Here is a 14,236-nt window from a genome sequence, read left to right as displayed (position 1 = left end):
GCCTAAGGCATCGCCCTCGGTTGGGGGATGGGAATCGTCCCCCCGTTGGCTGAGGGCCGACCTCAACCCACGGACCTACGGCGAGCCTGGCCGTTGGCCAAGCAACTCTCGGTCCGCTAACGAGCTACGCGCTGTCCTGCAGCGGCTCCTCGTCTTCTTCCTCTTCGTCCCACTCGCCGTCCTCTTCCTCGTCCCACTCTTCTTCGTCGGCCTCGCCTTCTTCCTCGGCGTCCTCCTCCTCGGCCTCGTCCTCCTCTTCGTACTCCCACTCCTCGTCGTCTTCGGCCGACTCGCCTTCGGGCGATTCGTCTTCCTCTTCCTCTTCCTCGTACTCGTCGGTTTCGTCGTCTTCGTACTCGTCCTCTTCGCTGTCATCGACGGCTGCCTCGGCTTCGACCTCGGCCGCTTCGGTCGCCTTGAACGACGAGGTGGTCGCCGGGGGGGGCGTGGCGGGTTCTTCCTCGTCGGCGGCGTTCTGGTCGCGCGCCTCCCAGTCGGCAACCGACATCATCACCTCGCGGGCGTTCGAGCCGTTGTACGGCCCGACGATGCCGTCCTCGGCCATGAAGTCGATCAGCCGCGCGGCCCGCCCGTAGCCGATGCCCAGGCACCGCTGCAGCAGCGACACGCTGCCGCGGCCCTCGCGGACCACGACGTCCACTGCCGCCTCGTAGAGCTCGTCGCGTTGCTTGAAGCCGCCGGCCGACTGCTCGGCCGCCTCCTCTTCCTCCTTGGTCTTCAGCTGCATCAACTCCGCGGCGAACTGCTGGTCGTCGGTGCCGACGTAGTCGACCACGCGGGTGATCTCGTCGTCGCTCAGGTAGGTGCCCTGGCCACGCAGCAGCATGCTGGTGCCGGGCGAGAGGAACAGCATGTCGCCGTTGCCCAGCAGCTTGTCGGCGCCCATCTCGTCGAGCACGACGCGGCTGTCCGTGCGGCTGGCGACCTGGAACGCGATGCGGGCCGGCAGGTTGCTCTTGATCAACCCGGTGATGACGTCGACGGTCGGCTTCTGGGTGGCGAGGATCAGGTGGATGCCGACCGCCCGGCTCTTCTGCGCCAGGCGGATGATGTGCTGCTCGACGTCCTTGCCGGCGGTCATCATCAGGTCGGCCATCTCGTCGGCCACGATGACGATGAACGGCAGCTGCTTGGGCACCAGGCTGAACTCCGCGTCGGACATGCGGCTGCCGTCCTCGTTGCGGACCCGGTCGCGCAGCTCCTCCTCGGTCAGCTGGTTGTAGACGCTCACGTGCCGCACGCCGGCGTTGGCCAGCATCCGGTAGCGTTCCTCCATCTTGTCGACCGCCCAGGCGAGGATCGCCTCGGCCTTGCGCATGTCGGTCACCACCGGGTGCATCAGGTGCGGCAGCTTCCGGTAGCCCGACAGCTCGACCATCTTGGGGTCGATCATCAGCATCCGCACCTCGTCCGGCCCGCGGCTCATCAGGATGCTGACGATGATCGAGTTCAGGCAGACCGACTTGCCCGTGCCGGTGCGGCCGGCGATCAGCAGGTGCGGCAGCGCCGCCAGGTCGACCGCCATCGGGTTGCCCGCCACGTCCTGGCCGAGGTAGATCGGGATCTTCATCCGCCGGGCGCGGCCGTCGGTCTCCTCGATGACCGACCGCAGCCGCACCAGCTGGCGGGTCTCGTTGGGCACCTCGATGCCGACCGTGTTCTTGCCCGGGATCGGCGCGACGATCCGCACGCTCGGCACCCGGCACGCGATCGCCAGGTCGTCGGCCAGGCCGGTGATCTTCGACAGCCGCAGGCCCGGCTCGAGCTCGATCTCGTACTGCGCGATCACGGGCCCGGTCTCGACCTCGACGACCTTCACGTTGAAGCCGAAGTCCTTGAAGGTCTTCTCCAGCACCTTCGCCTTGCGGCGGACCTCGCGCTCGTGCTCGTCGTAGCTGACGTCCTCGCTCGGCAGCAGCAGGTCGAGCGGCGGCAGCTCGTAGTCGAAGTCGAGGTCGGCGTCCTGGTCGGCCGCCTGCAGCTGGTCGATGATCTCGTCCCGCTCGCTCTTCGGCTTCTTGATCGGCACCTGGGCCGGCTTTTCGGCGGCCGGTTCTGCCTCGGCCGCCGGGGTCTCCTCGGCGGGCGCGGCGGGCTTGCCCTTGAGCCCCTGGGCCAGCTTGGCCGCCAGGCCGCTCAGCCCCTTGGCGGACGGGGCCGTCGCGGGCTGGGCCTCCTCCTCGACCTCGTAATCGGCCTCCTCTTCTGCGGCCGACTCCTCCTCGACCTCGCCCTTGGCGCCGGGCGTGCGGATCGTGAGGCCACCCTCGTCTTCGGCTTCTTCTTCCTCCTCATACTCGTCTTCTTCGTACTCGTATTCGTACTCTTCGTCGTCTTGCGCCTCGTCCTCCTCGCCGCCGAGCGACGGCGCGTCGAGGTCGGTCAGCTGCCGCTTGGACTTCACCCGCGCCGCGGCCGCCTGGGCGTGCCTGCGGACCGTGTCGAACCCGGCGCCGGACGCGACGGTGGCGGTCGCCGCCCAGCGGAACAGCAGGTAGTCGGTCGACAGCAGCAGCCCCGCCAGCAGCACGCTGATCGCCACGATGTACCCGCCCGCCGCGGCGAAGTGCCCCTCGAGCCACGCCCGGCCCATCGCCCCCAGGTAGCCGCCGGCGCCGATCACCGGCCCGGGCGACCAACGCGGCAGCATCATCGCGGCGATGGTCGCGAGCCCCAGCAGCGAGAGCGCCCAGCCAATGCTGCGGGTGACCGGCTGGTTGACCTCCTTGCGCATCAGCAGCAGCACGGTGATGGTCGCCAGCGAGCCGACCGCGTAGTACGCGCCAACGCCCATCATCTCCAGCAGGTAGTGCGCCGCGTACGCGCCGCCCCAGCCGCACGCGTTGTGCGTCGTGTCAGACGGCGGCCAGACCAGCGAGCCCGGCGGGTCGGCCTTGTGGTACGTCGACAGCGCGACCGCCAGGAACAGCGTCCCCGCGGCGAGGGCGATCGCCACCACATCAAGCTGCCGGCTGCGGTCGGGCATGGGCAAATGGGGGAAGGTGGAAGGTGGAAGGGAGACGGGGGGAAGGCGGATGGCCGGGGAGCAGGAAACGGGGACTGGCTCGCCGCCGGCCAGAGACGACGCCGCCCCGGTGTGCGGCAGCGTGCCTGTCCCCGTTTCCTGCGGCGCATACCTGCGGCGCTATCGAGGAGCATCGACCGCCGCTGGCTCACGAAATGAGCCTTGGCAACCGCGACGCTAGCACCGCTGCGAAACTCTGCCGCCCCGTAACCCGCGTGCCCCGCACGACCGGCGTGACCCCAACGGAGGGGGATCTGCTCTACCCGCGGGCGGCGTTGGCTGCTACAAGCCGCAAGAAGGTGTGCACGCAGTCAGTTCTTAGATCGCATGAAACCCCTCCTCACCATCGCCGCCGTGCTCTGCTCGACCCCGCTGGCGTTCGCGCAGGCCGACTTCGCCACCGGCAGAAGGGACTCCCAGTTTGTGCTGCCAGAGATTAAGGCGGCCCTATCGCCGACCCACTCAGGGGTCGGGTTCGCGCCGGTCGGACGGATGATGTTCCGCTCGGCCGCCATCACCGACGCCGGGGAGGTCACCGCGTTTCCAGGCGGTTCGTCCTACCAAGTCCGATTCAACACGCTGGCGGTCGAGTTCACCACCGTCCAAACGCTCCACGAGCAGCTCGAGCACTTCTCGGGGTCCATCGAGCTGATGGGGCAGCACCTGTGGAACTGGTCGAGCGGCGTCGAGGACAAGCGTCCGGCGCTGCGGCTCGGCGTGCAGAACGCCGCGTTCGCGATGGACGTCGGCCACGCGCCGATGGCGGACCGCGGCGTGCTTGGGCCCCGCCCCTCGCCGGGGACACCGCCAGGCCCTTGGCGTGTTGTGCAGTACGTGGCCTACGGCGTGCGGGCGGACGACGCCGGCAGCGACTTCCGCTTCGATGGCCTGACCGATGTCGCCGGGCGGGTCTTCTCGGAGACCGACCGCGACGAACTGCTCATCGGGCCGCAGCTCGCCGTGGGCGCCGTCGCGCAGCGGGGCGGGTGGCTGTGGGACGCCAGCCTGCTGGCGGTGGCCGGCTACCGCCGCGCCAACACCACCCAGATCAACGGCTTTGGCGACGACGCCGTGCCGGGCGGACTCAACAACCTCTTATTCTTGCAGCCGACATACTCCCGCTACGGCGAGAGCCACGACACGGCCGCGTACCTCGGCGAGGCGCGGCTGATCGGCAGCTACTACTTCTCGCCCCACCTGACGCTCGACCTGATGGCCAATGCGGTCCTGGCGCCCGAGTCTACCGAGGCGACTCAGATCGTGGAGTACCGAGCCCCTGACTTTGGCATTGGCCGCACGGAAGACGGCCTCGTGGTAAACGGCAATGTATTCGTGGGGCTGACTTACCTGCGGTAGCCCAGCCACTGTGGGAAGGGGACTCCGACCCCGATGCCCTGCTGGTAGACATCGCCATCGGAGACGGCTCCCGGAGTGTGCACTGCTGCGGGACTGGGCCCCCAACCCGATGGCATCTAGTCCCGGCTCGGAGAGCCGGGGATACATTGTCACCCTGCGACAAACACGCGGCTGGGCCAAAGCTGGCCCTGCTTCGGCTGCAGCAACGCGACAAGGGCGCCGTGCTGGTCGACCGCGGCTGCTTCTTCGCCATCGATGGCTCCGTCGATGGGCATGCCACGCCGCAGGAGCTCTTCTTCGATGTCAGTGATCTCGCGCCTCGGATGGCAGGGCAGCGCCTCGAGGGGCGAACGGAGGTGCTGCTGCAGCATCTCGGGCTCGATCGACTTGCCCGGCATGCCGTCGGCGAGGGCGAACGGGCCGATGGCGGTCCGCACCAGCTCGGACATCACGGCGCCGGTCCCTAGCGACTGGGCCAGGTCGCGGCCGAGCGAACGGATGTAGGTGCCGCTGCCGCAGCGGATGGCGAGCTGCAGCTCGGGGTACTCGTACCGCACGACCTCGAGGCCGTAGATCTGCACCGGCCGCGGCTTGAGCTCGACCTGCTCGCCGCGGCGGACCCGCTCGTACGACTTCTTGCCGCCGATCTTCACGGCCGAGTAGGCAGGCGGGACCTGCTCGATCTGTCCGGTGAAGGGAGGCAGGGCGGCCTCGATCGCGGCGAGCAGCGGGATTGGCGCGTCGGCGATCTCGGTCGGCTCGAGTTCGATGTCGTCGCTCGGGCTGGTGCAGCCAAGGCGGAACGTGCCGACGTACCGCTTCTCCATCTGCTGCACCCGCTCGATCAGCCGCGTCGCCGGGCCGAGGCACAGCACCAGCACGCCCGAGGCGATCGGGTCGAGGGTGCCGGCGTGGCCGACCTTGGCCTTCGAGCCCGACTGGCGCAGCAACCACTGCACGCGGTTCACGACATCGCGCGAGGTCGGGCCGGGCGGTTTGTTGACGTTGAGCAGGCCGAACATCGGTGGGTCTGGTAGTCGGTTGTTGGTGACTGGTGGTTAGTAGCACGCACGAAGCGCCGCAGCTCTGCCGCGCCCGTGCGTCCCCCTCGCCGGCCGGTGGAAGGGGGTCCGGCGCCCCTTTCGTTGTCGAAAAGAGCCACCCCGGGGGGTAAAACTAATCCTACGGCGTCCCCTATCGATTCCAACAGGCCCTCTAGAAGGCCGAGGAGCGTGCGAATGCATTCCGGGTCCGGACTTTTGTCCCTGCTGGCGCGCAAGAGCGGACAAAAGTCGGCTGCGGCGGCAGGCGGGCGTTCCGCGTTGACGCTGCTATTGCAGCGTAAGGGGCGACTTGGGGCTCGCCATGGGGCCCGACTTTTGTCCCTATAATTGCGTGGGCTCAGAAGGGACAAAAGTCGCCCAGCAACGGCTGACCGCGACGCCCCCACCGGACAGGCCCCCAGCCCGCGATTCACGCCGCCGACCCCGTCCGAGCTATAGCCGATCCGGGGCCAATGCCCGATACTACAGGGCTTGCCTACCGATCCCGTGAGTGACCAAGCCTTGACCGAACCTGCAGAAACCCCCGACCCGACCGACGCCCGCGCCTCTGCCCCCGAAGCCGACGCAGCCGCCGACGACCGCTCGCTGGCCGATGTGCTAGCGGAGTTTGACTACTCGTTCCCGCAGGAGCAGATCGAGCAGCTCGACGCCTACCGCCGCGTGCTGTGGGAGTGGAACGAGAAGATGAACCTCACCCGACACACCACGCTGGAGAAGTTTGTCACGCGCGACGTGGGCGACTCGTGGGAGCTGGCCAACCTGCTGGAGAAGGGCGAGCGGGTGCTGGACGTCGGCTCCGGCGGTGGCGTGCCGGGCGTGATCCTGGCGATCATCCGCCCCGACCTCGACGTGAGCCTGTGCGAGTCGGTCGCCAAGAAGGCCCAAGCGCTCGAGGACATCGTGCAGACCCTGGGGCTGGACGCCAAGGTCTTTGGCGCGCGTGCGGAGGACCTGCTGGAGGTCACGACGTTCGACACGCTGGTGGTGCGGGCGGTGGCGCCGATGCGGAAGCTGCTGTTCTGGCTGGCGCCCCGCTGGGACGCGTTCGACCGGCTGCTGCTGATCAAGGGCCGCAACTGGGTGGCCGAACGGGGCGAGGCCCGGCACTACAGCCTGCTGAACAAGCTGGAGCTGCGGAAGGTGGCCGAGTACGTCACCCGCGGCGCGGACGCGGTCAGCGTAATCCTGAAGATCGAACCGAAGGAGCAGGACTAACGTCCGAACTCTGGCGCCGGCCGGTGGCGCGGCCGCCGGCGCCGGTTGTAGCGAACAAACGAGGCCCCGCTTGCGAGTCGTGGCACAACCGCCGGTCGCGCCTATGGCCCGGTCGGCAGCGATCGCTTAAACTTGCGGAGAGTCGCGGCAGACCGCTGCGGTCCGCACCGGCGGTCGCCGCCGAGCTACTGCTGTCCGTTTGACGCCCCAACGTAACGACGCCCCTACGTAACAAGGACTAATGCCATGGCGGACACGCCCGAAAACGCCCCCGAACAAGAAGCCCCGGCCGCCGAGGGCGCCCCGCAGCCGCAGCAGCAGCGTCAGCGTGTCGAGATCAACGACAAGGACGCCCTGTGCACCTACGCGAACTTTTGCCGCGTGACGGGCACCCCCGAGGAGCTGATCCTCGACTTTGGGCTCAACAGCCAGCCGTACGGCGTGCCGACCGAGCCGGTCGAGGTCAAGCAGCGGATCGTGACCAACTACTTCACGGCCAAGCGGATGCTGCAGGCGTTGCACTTGTCGGTGCAGCGGCACGAGCAGGCCTTCGGCGTGCTGGAAACCGACGTCCAGAAGCGGGTGATCGGCAAGCAGTCGTAGCCCGGGCGTCGTGAACCGGGCCGAGCGGTCGTGTTGCAGCGGCCGTAGCGGTTATCGGGGGCCGGGATTCGTTGTGGACGCCGGGGCGTGAGGTACGCTTGGCGTGACACGCCACCCCGGCCCTCGCTATGCGCCCGATCTACCTCGACTACAACGCCACGACGCCGCTCGCGCCGCCTGTCCAGGAGGCGATGCTGCCGTTCCTGGCGGACCAGTACGGCCACCCCTTCGCGGACCACGCGTTGGGGCGGGCCGCTGCGCAGGCGATCGAGGACGCGCGGAGCCGGGTCGCATCGGCCATCGGCGCCTCGGCCCACGAGATCTACTTCTGCAGTGGCGCCACCGAGAGCTGCCACACGGCGCTGGCGATGCGGCCCCGCTGGGCGGTCACAACCACGGTCGACCACCACGCGGTCCGCCAGGCCCCGTGCGGCGAGGACCTGACCGTGGTGAGCGTCCCCGCGAGCGGCGTGGTGTCGCCCGAGGCGGTGGTCGACGCGGCAGTCGACGGCGAGACCCTGGTGAGCGTCGTGCACGCGAACAGCGAGGTCGGCCTGCTGCAGCCGGTGGAGCGGATCGCGTCGCTGCTCGAGGGCCGCGGCGTGCTGCTGCACACGGACGCCTCGCAGTCGTTCGGCAAGGTGAAGGTTGACGTCAACGAGCTGGGGGTCGACCTGCTGACCCTGACCTCGCACAAGTGCTACGGCCCGAAGGGTGTCGGCGCGCTGTACGTCCGCGATGGGGCCGCCCTCAAGCCGCCCCAGTCGAGCGGGCCGCTGCTGCGTCCCGGCACGCCCAGCGTGGCGGCGATCGCCGGCTTTGGGGCCGCGGCCGAACTGGCGTCGCGGAGCGTCGACGAGGCCGCTCCGCGGCTGGCTGGCATGATTGAACAACTGGTCGGGCTGCTCCGCTCGGCCATCGGGGAGGAACTGATCATCTGGGGTGAGGGGCAAGTCCGCCTGCCCAACACGGTGGCGGTTGCGATGCCGGGCGTATCCGGCGCGGAGGTGCTGTCGGCCTGCCCCGAGCTTTGCGCAACACCACTGGCGTGCGGCGGCCAGGGCGGGGTCAGCCTGTCGCCGACGCTGCGGGCGATGGGGGTCGATCCCCAGGCTGGGAGCGGCAGCGTCCGGCTGTCGGCCGGGTGGCACTCCGAACCCGACGACATCGAGCGGGCCGCCAGCCTGCTAATCGGGGCATGGGAGCGACTCTCCGGATAGAATGCCCACGGAGAAAAACACGCCTATGTCACCGACATCCATCACATCGTTCGACTTCAAGCCCGGCGCCCGGATAGGCAAACGGTACGTCGTGCAGAGCCGGCTCGGCGTCGGCTGGGAGGGCGAGGTCTACAAGCTCCGCGAACTCGACACCAACATCGAGCGGGCCGGCAAGTTCTTCTTCCCCCACCGCAACCGCCGCCGCAAGGCGTCGCGGGTCTACGCCCAGAAGCTGCACAAGCTGCGGGCGTTCCCGATCCTGATCCAGTACCACGCGAGCGACATCTTCGAGTTCAAGGGCCAGGACGTCGTGTTCCTGGTGTCCGAGTTCGTCGAGGGGGAGCTGCTGGAAGACTTCCTGAGTCGCCAAAGGGGTAAACGGATCGGCGTGTTCCAGGGGCTGCACCTGCTGCACGCGCTGGCCGCCGGCATGGAGGGAATCCACGAGGCCCGCGAATACCACGGCGACCTGCACACCCGCAACATCATCGTGAGGCGGTTCGGGATCTCGTTCGACCTGAAGCTGCTCGACATGTACCACTACGGCCCCGCGACTTCCGCCGACCTGCAGGACGACGTGGTCGACCTGGTCCGGATCTTCTACGACGCGATCGGCGGCGCCGAGCGGTACGCCAAACAGCCAATCGAAGCAAAGCAAATCTGCCGGGGTCTCAAGCGCACGCTGATCCTCGAGCAGTACCGCACCGCGGGCCAACTGCGGCATTACCTGGAGACCATGCAATGGTCCTAACCGTGGCGAATCCAATGCAGGGCTGGGATACACTGCCGACCGATAGCGGCCACGCGGAGGCGATGTGGACCGAGCGCGACGAGCCGTCGCAGGCCAATTGGCGGACCGCGGCCGGCAGGGTGACGGCGTACTCGGCCCGCAGCCCGCACAAGGACACCCCGAACGAAGACGCGCTGGCGGTGGTCGAGACCAGCGAGGGCGGGCTGGTCCTCGTGGTGGCCGACGGCATGGGCGGTCAGGCCGCCGGCGAAGCGGCCGCGAGGCTCGCGGTAGAGTCGGTCGTCAACGCCGTGCGGGGCTCGGACCTCGACGCCGAGCGGCTGCGGTCCGCGGTGGTCGACGGCATCGAGGAGGCCAACCGCGCCGTGCTCGCGCTGGCCAACGGCGCCGGGGCGACCCTCGCGGTGGCGCTGATCAGCGAGCCGTTCGTCCGCTCGTTCCACGTCGGCGACGCCAGCTTCCTGTTGATGGGTCAACGCGGGCGGGTCAAATTCGAGTCGATCGCCCACTCGCCGGTCGGGTACGCCGAGGCGGCCGGCCTGATCGACGCGGTCGACGCCATCCAGCATGAGGAACGGCACATTGTCTCGAACTGCGTGGGCGACGAGAAGATGCGGATCGAGATCGGGCCGGTGCTGTCGATGGCCCAGTTCGACACGCTGCTGGTCGCCTCCGACGGCCTTGTGGACAACGTGCTGCCGGGCGAGCTCGTGTCGGGCCTGCGATCGGGGCCGCTCGAACACTGCGCGGCCGAAATCGCCGACCTGGCCCGGAGCAGGATGGTCAACGAGTCGCCCGGCCTGCCGAGCAAGCCCGACGACCTGACCTTCCTGGCCTACCGCCGGGGTTAGTTGCGGAGCACGATCACCGGGCAGTGGGCCGCGCGAACCACACGTTCGGCGACCGAGCCGAGCAGCAACCGCTTCAGCCCGCTGCGGCCGTGGGAGGGCATCATGATCATGTCGATCTTGTGCTCCTCGGCGTAGTCGACCACCTCCTCGGCCGGGGCGCCAAACCGCACGGCAAAGTGCACCGCCGAAGCCCGCGGGTCCTTGATGTGCTGACGGTACGAGTCCTCGATCCGCTCGGCGCGGGCGTGCTCGGTGATGTTCTCCCAAACAATCGCTGGGTCGGCCACCGGGTAGCTCGACATCGGCGGCGCCACGTGCAGGACGCTCAGGTCCGACGGGTCGGCCACCATGTCGAGCGCGTCGATCACGGCCTGGTCCGCCTGCGGCGAGAAGTCGGTCGGGACGAGGATCTTCTTCTGGCGTTTGAACGAGATCATTTGGGGGCTCCTTTCGCGCTTCGCTCCGGCGCCACGGCGGGGGCGTCCACCCAGGCGGCAAGGAGGTCTAGCGGGCTGATAACACCGACCGGGCGCCCACGGTCATCGACGACAATCAAGCGGTGCAGGCGGGCGAGGCACATCTCGCGGCTCGCGGCGCGGAGCGACGCGTCGCGATCGACCGTCTGCACGTAGCGGGTCATGTGGTTGGCGACCGAGTCCTCGCAGACCTGCTCGATCCGGTAGGGCCCGGTCGGGGTGTCGCGCACCAGGACCTCGGTGATCGGGCAGCGGTCCCCGGTTGCGCCGGTCGCCTGCTCGACGAAGTCCATCGCGCTGAGAACGCCCACCACGACGCCGGTCGAGTCCACCACCGGCGCTCCGGACACGTCCGCCTCGCGGAGCCGCCGAGCGGCGTCGCGCATGTTGGCGGTTTCGTCTAGCGTGATCACCAGACTGCTCATCACGTCGGCGACCGTCAGCCGGTCGACTTTTTGGGCAAGAACTTTCATCGTGACGCCTCCTATGGCTAGTCGCGCGACGGCGAGGGGCTGCTGAGACCACCGCAGCAAACAACGTCTACCCGATTCTCGACACGGCACCCCGCTGGCAACGGTCCGACAGCGGTCTGCAGCACCGACTTGAGGTAGAACGACGGGACGCGGCCCGAGAGGACCACACTCCCTTCACAGTAGGTGACCTCAACCGATTCGAGGTGACCGGCGAAGTGGTCGTTGTGCTCGATCCTGGTGCGGGCGAGTCGGACGAGGGTTTGCGGCGTTGGCCGCGGCACGACAGAGTTTGCGACGCCATTCATGACAAGCTCCTCCTGTAGGCGACCCGGCGAGGAACTCTATCCGGCGACAGCCGGATCCCAACCGGCCTCAACGCGGGGTCGACAACCGCGGTAAAACACCGCTGAGTCACCTGAAATGCTGCAAAGATTGCGCCCGCCGTAAGAACACTCGAATCGGCCGATTTACGCTAGGTCGCAGCGGTGGGTGCGCCGTTCTGACCCACAGGTCGTGCCGATGCCGCACAGTAACCCATGACTTGGGGCGGCGGTGCTGGTAAAACCTTCAGGGAGTAGTCCCCTGCCTCATGATCAATTCGATGTCAGCCGATTCCTTAGCGAAACACCAAGAGATCCAGCACTACGTCGGCTGGACCGCCGAGGACGCCCGCCGCGTCCACGCGGCGGCGGACATCGTCCTCGACGGGTCCGAAGAAATCGTCGACGACTTCTACGACGAGATCCGCCGGCACGAGTCGGCACGAAGCGTCATCCTCGGGGGCGACGTCCAGATCGATCGACTCAAGTCGACGCTGCGGCATTGGATGCGGATGCTCGTCACGGGCCCCTACGACCGCGACTACCTCGTCGCCCGCCTGAACGTCGGTCGGCGTCACGTCAACATCGGCCTCGATCAGGTCTACGCGAATGCGGCTCTGGCGCGGATGCGGTGGCGCCTGTCGCGGTTGCTGCGGGCGAATTGGAATCTCGAACCGGCCGAGCTCGCCCCGACGCTCGAGGCGTTTCACAAGCGTCTGGACCTCGACTCGATCATCATCCAAGACGCGTACCAGGCCGAGTACCTCGCCCAGCAGCAGTCGCTGAGCAAAGAGAATCTGCAGCTGCGCACCGCGCTCGATCGCAGCCAACCCGCCTGGGAGATTGTCGGGGAGAGCGCCGCCATGAAGGCCGTCTACCGCCTGATCGAGCGGGCCGGCCCCACCAACAAGCCGATTCTGATACAGGGCGAGAGCGGCACCGGCAAAGAGCTGGTCGCCCGGGCGCTGCACCGCGCTAGCCACGCATCCGACAAGCCGCTGGTTGCCATCAACTGCGCCGCGCTCCCCGAGACGCTGCTCGAGAGCGAATTATTCGGCCACGAGAAGGGGGCCTTCACCGGCGCGGTCGCGAGCAAGCCCGGACTGTTTGAGGTAGCCGACGGCGGCACCCTATTCATCGACGAGATCGGCGAGCTCGAGGGGGGCCTGCAGGCGAAGCTGCTGAGGGTGCTGGAGGATGGGCTGCTGCGGCGGGTCGGCTCCATCAAGGAGCAGAAGGTGAACGTGCGGATCCTCGCTGCCACAAATCGCGACCTGGCAAAAGAGGTAGAGCAAGGCCGCTTCCGCGAGGACCTCTACTACCGCATCAACGTGCTCCGGATCCACCTGCCGCCGCTCCGCGAGCGGGCAGGCGACATCCCGCTGCTGGTCGAACACTTCGCGGAGGACGGGTGGACCTGGGACCAGGACCTGCTGCGGATTTTGGAGGGGTACGGCTGGCCAGGCAATGTGCGGCAATTGGCGAACGCCCTCGATCGAGCCATGATCCTCTCGGACGACGATTCACTAAAAGCCGACAATTTGCCTCCAGAAATCGTCCGCACTAGCCAAGAAAACCCCACTCCAACGGGGGGGAACGACGGTGACCTCGACTCGGTGAACCGACGGCACGTGTGCGATACGTTGGCGCGCTGCGATGGGAACAAAACGCGCACCGCCCGCGCGCTCGGAGTAAGCCGTCGCACACTCTACCGGCTGCTCGAGAAATACGGAATCGACCCCCAGTAAAGGGGAATCTGCAGCGGAATGCGCCCCTCTTGAGCGCCAAATCCTGAAATCATTTGATCCGGCACGTAGGTTGCGTAGCTGCGGTAATCGCAACGCCTTCCTCGAACCGGAGCCGACCCATGACCGACGAGACGAAGCCTGACCTCGCGCAGCCGATTATCCAGAGCGAGCACGAAGAGTTGTTGTCGCTGCTGCGGAGTCTCAAGCGTAGGCTCGACGGACCCGCATGGGGAGATCAGATGGTGGCTTCGCTGCTTGATTCGCTGCGGGAGCACCTCGACACGCACTTCACCTACGAGGAATCCGAGGACGGGTTCGACCACCTGGCCCGGCGTGCGCCATGGACCTCCGATCGCATCGACGCGCTGGTGGCGGAACACCGCCGGCTGATGGCCTCCGCGTGCGACCTGGCTTCCAGGGCCCGTAGTGGCCCCCGGACCGTTCCGGTCTGGCAGGAATTGCAGAACGGTTTCGAGCGACTCCACGACGATCTTGTCGCCCACGAGTCGAAAGAACACGACCTGCTACAGGAAGTCTACACGCAGGATATTGGGGACAAAGACTAGCGGCGGGCCCGGCGGTGCATCCCTTCTTCTGACGCGGCAAGCTATAATACTGGGGTCACGTTCAGGCCGCACGTACCGGCCCCGCCCCCGGTGGGCCGGGGCGCGCGGCGGCTCAGAGGATGCCCAGCTATGCCCGTCGCGATGCAGCTCTCGCGGATCATCATCAGCGAGATCAATGACCAGCAAGTTATCTACCTCAAAGAGATTGAAGGAGATCGGACGTTTCCCATCCTGATTGGCATCTTCGAGGCGACCAGCATCGACCGCCATGTGCGCGGGGTCGAAACGCCGCGGCCGCTGACCCACGACCTGCTGGTGCAAACGATCGAGTCGCTGGGCGGCGAGTTGCAGGATGTCGTGATCAACGAGCTCCGCGAGCACACCTATTACGCCAAGCTCCGCGTGCGCCAGGACGGGGAGCTGATCGAGATCGACTCGCGCCCGTCCGACGCAATCGCGGTCGCGGTGACCTGCGTCCCGCAGCTCCCAATCTATGTCGCCGAAGACGTCCTCAACGACGTCATGCGCGAGCAGATGTAGCGCACCG

The 14,236-nt window shown here is 67.5% G+C and carries 14 protein-coding genes; 9 read left to right on the top strand and 5 right to left on the bottom strand.

The features are described 5' to 3' along the window. Positions 1–124 precede the first annotated feature (124 nt). On the bottom strand, positions 125–3,007 hold the full coding sequence (locus Pla123a_RS16705) for a DNA translocase FtsK (protein WP_146589031.1): 2,883 nt from the start codon (positions 3,005–3,007) through the stop codon (positions 125–127). Positions 3,008–3,373: 366 nt separating this feature from the next. Here Pla123a_RS16705 and Pla123a_RS16695 point away from each other — a divergent pair, with 366 nt between their 5' ends. Beyond that, positions 3,374–4,402 (top strand): hypothetical protein, encoded by a 1,029-nt coding sequence (locus tag Pla123a_RS16695; RefSeq protein ID WP_146589029.1) that lies wholly within the window; start codon positions 3,374–3,376, stop codon positions 4,400–4,402. 149 nt (positions 4,403–4,551) lie between these two features. Here Pla123a_RS16695 and truB read toward each other — a convergent pair whose 3' ends face one another. Then, positions 4,552–5,424 (bottom strand): tRNA pseudouridine(55) synthase TruB, encoded by an 873-nt coding sequence (gene truB, locus Pla123a_RS16690; protein WP_146589027.1) that lies wholly within the window; start codon positions 5,422–5,424, stop codon positions 4,552–4,554. Between the two features lie 543 nt (positions 5,425–5,967). On the opposite strand from truB, the gene rsmG reads away from it, so the two are divergent. The 5 genes from rsmG (at position 5,968) to Pla123a_RS16665 (ending at position 10,106) form a co-directional block, all read left to right on the top strand. After that, a complete protein-coding gene (rsmG, locus tag Pla123a_RS16685) occupies positions 5,968–6,681 on the top strand; it encodes a 16S rRNA (guanine(527)-N(7))-methyltransferase RsmG (RefSeq protein WP_231956519.1) in 714 nt (237 codons plus the stop codon). A gap of 246 nt (positions 6,682–6,927) precedes the next feature. Next, positions 6,928–7,284 carry a DUF3467 domain-containing protein gene (locus Pla123a_RS16680; protein ID WP_146589025.1) on the top strand — a complete coding sequence of 119 codons (357 nt, stop codon included), beginning with the start codon at positions 6,928–6,930 and terminating at the stop codon, positions 7,282–7,284. 128 nt (positions 7,285–7,412) lie between these two features. Then, positions 7,413–8,504, top strand: coding sequence for a cysteine desulfurase family protein (locus Pla123a_RS16675; protein ID WP_146589023.1), 1,092 nt, complete (start codon positions 7,413–7,415; stop codon positions 8,502–8,504). A 25-nt stretch (positions 8,505–8,529) separates the two neighbouring features. Beyond that, a complete protein-coding gene (locus Pla123a_RS16670) occupies positions 8,530–9,255 on the top strand; it encodes a protein kinase domain-containing protein (RefSeq protein WP_146589021.1) in 726 nt (241 codons plus the stop codon). 2 nt (positions 9,256–9,257) lie between these two features. Then, positions 9,258–10,106 carry a PP2C family protein-serine/threonine phosphatase gene (locus Pla123a_RS16665; protein ID WP_197528053.1) on the top strand — a complete coding sequence of 283 codons (849 nt, stop codon included), beginning with the start codon at positions 9,258–9,260 and terminating at the stop codon, positions 10,104–10,106. Here Pla123a_RS16665 and Pla123a_RS16660 read toward each other — a convergent pair. Genes Pla123a_RS16660 through Pla123a_RS16650 form a run of 3 tightly spaced genes read right to left on the bottom strand, consistent with a single transcriptional unit; the run spans position 10,103 to position 11,360 of the window. Next, positions 10,103–10,543 carry a universal stress protein gene (locus Pla123a_RS16660; protein ID WP_146589016.1) on the bottom strand — a complete coding sequence of 147 codons (441 nt, stop codon included), beginning with the start codon at positions 10,541–10,543 and terminating at the stop codon, positions 10,103–10,105. The genes Pla123a_RS16665 and Pla123a_RS16660 overlap by 4 nt on opposite strands. Next, positions 10,540–11,055, bottom strand: a complete 516-nt coding sequence (locus Pla123a_RS16655) for a CBS domain-containing protein (protein WP_146589014.1) — start codon at positions 11,053–11,055, stop codon at positions 10,540–10,542. Before Pla123a_RS16655 ends, Pla123a_RS16660 begins: the two co-directional genes overlap by 4 nt. Before the next feature lie 17 nt (positions 11,056–11,072). Further along, positions 11,073–11,360, bottom strand: a complete 288-nt coding sequence (locus Pla123a_RS16650; RefSeq protein WP_146589012.1) for a hypothetical protein — start codon at positions 11,358–11,360, stop codon at positions 11,073–11,075. A gap of 296 nt (positions 11,361–11,656) precedes the next feature. Between Pla123a_RS16650 and Pla123a_RS16645 the strand changes: the two genes are divergently transcribed. The 3 genes from Pla123a_RS16645 (at position 11,657) to Pla123a_RS16635 (ending at position 14,229) form a co-directional block, all read left to right on the top strand. Continuing rightward, positions 11,657–13,123 (top strand): sigma 54-interacting transcriptional regulator, encoded by a 1,467-nt coding sequence (locus tag Pla123a_RS16645; protein WP_197528052.1) that lies wholly within the window; start codon positions 11,657–11,659, stop codon positions 13,121–13,123. A 119-nt stretch (positions 13,124–13,242) separates the two neighbouring features. Then, complete coding sequence (locus Pla123a_RS16640) at positions 13,243–13,689, top strand: hemerythrin domain-containing protein (RefSeq protein ID WP_146589008.1); 447 nt, start codon at positions 13,243–13,245, stop codon at positions 13,687–13,689. Positions 13,690–13,818: 129 nt separating this feature from the next. Continuing rightward, positions 13,819–14,229: a bifunctional nuclease family protein gene (locus Pla123a_RS16635; protein WP_146589006.1), complete on the top strand. Its 411-nt coding sequence runs from the start codon at positions 13,819–13,821 to the stop codon at positions 14,227–14,229. The last annotated feature ends 7 nt before the right edge of the window (positions 14,230–14,236 follow it).

The organism is Posidoniimonas polymericola, from assembly GCF_007859935.1.
GTDB lineage: Bacteria > Planctomycetota > Planctomycetia > Pirellulales > Lacipirellulaceae > Posidoniimonas > Posidoniimonas polymericola.
The sequence above is the reverse complement of the archived record's forward strand: the minus strand, read 5'-3'. Positions and strand labels throughout refer to the sequence as shown.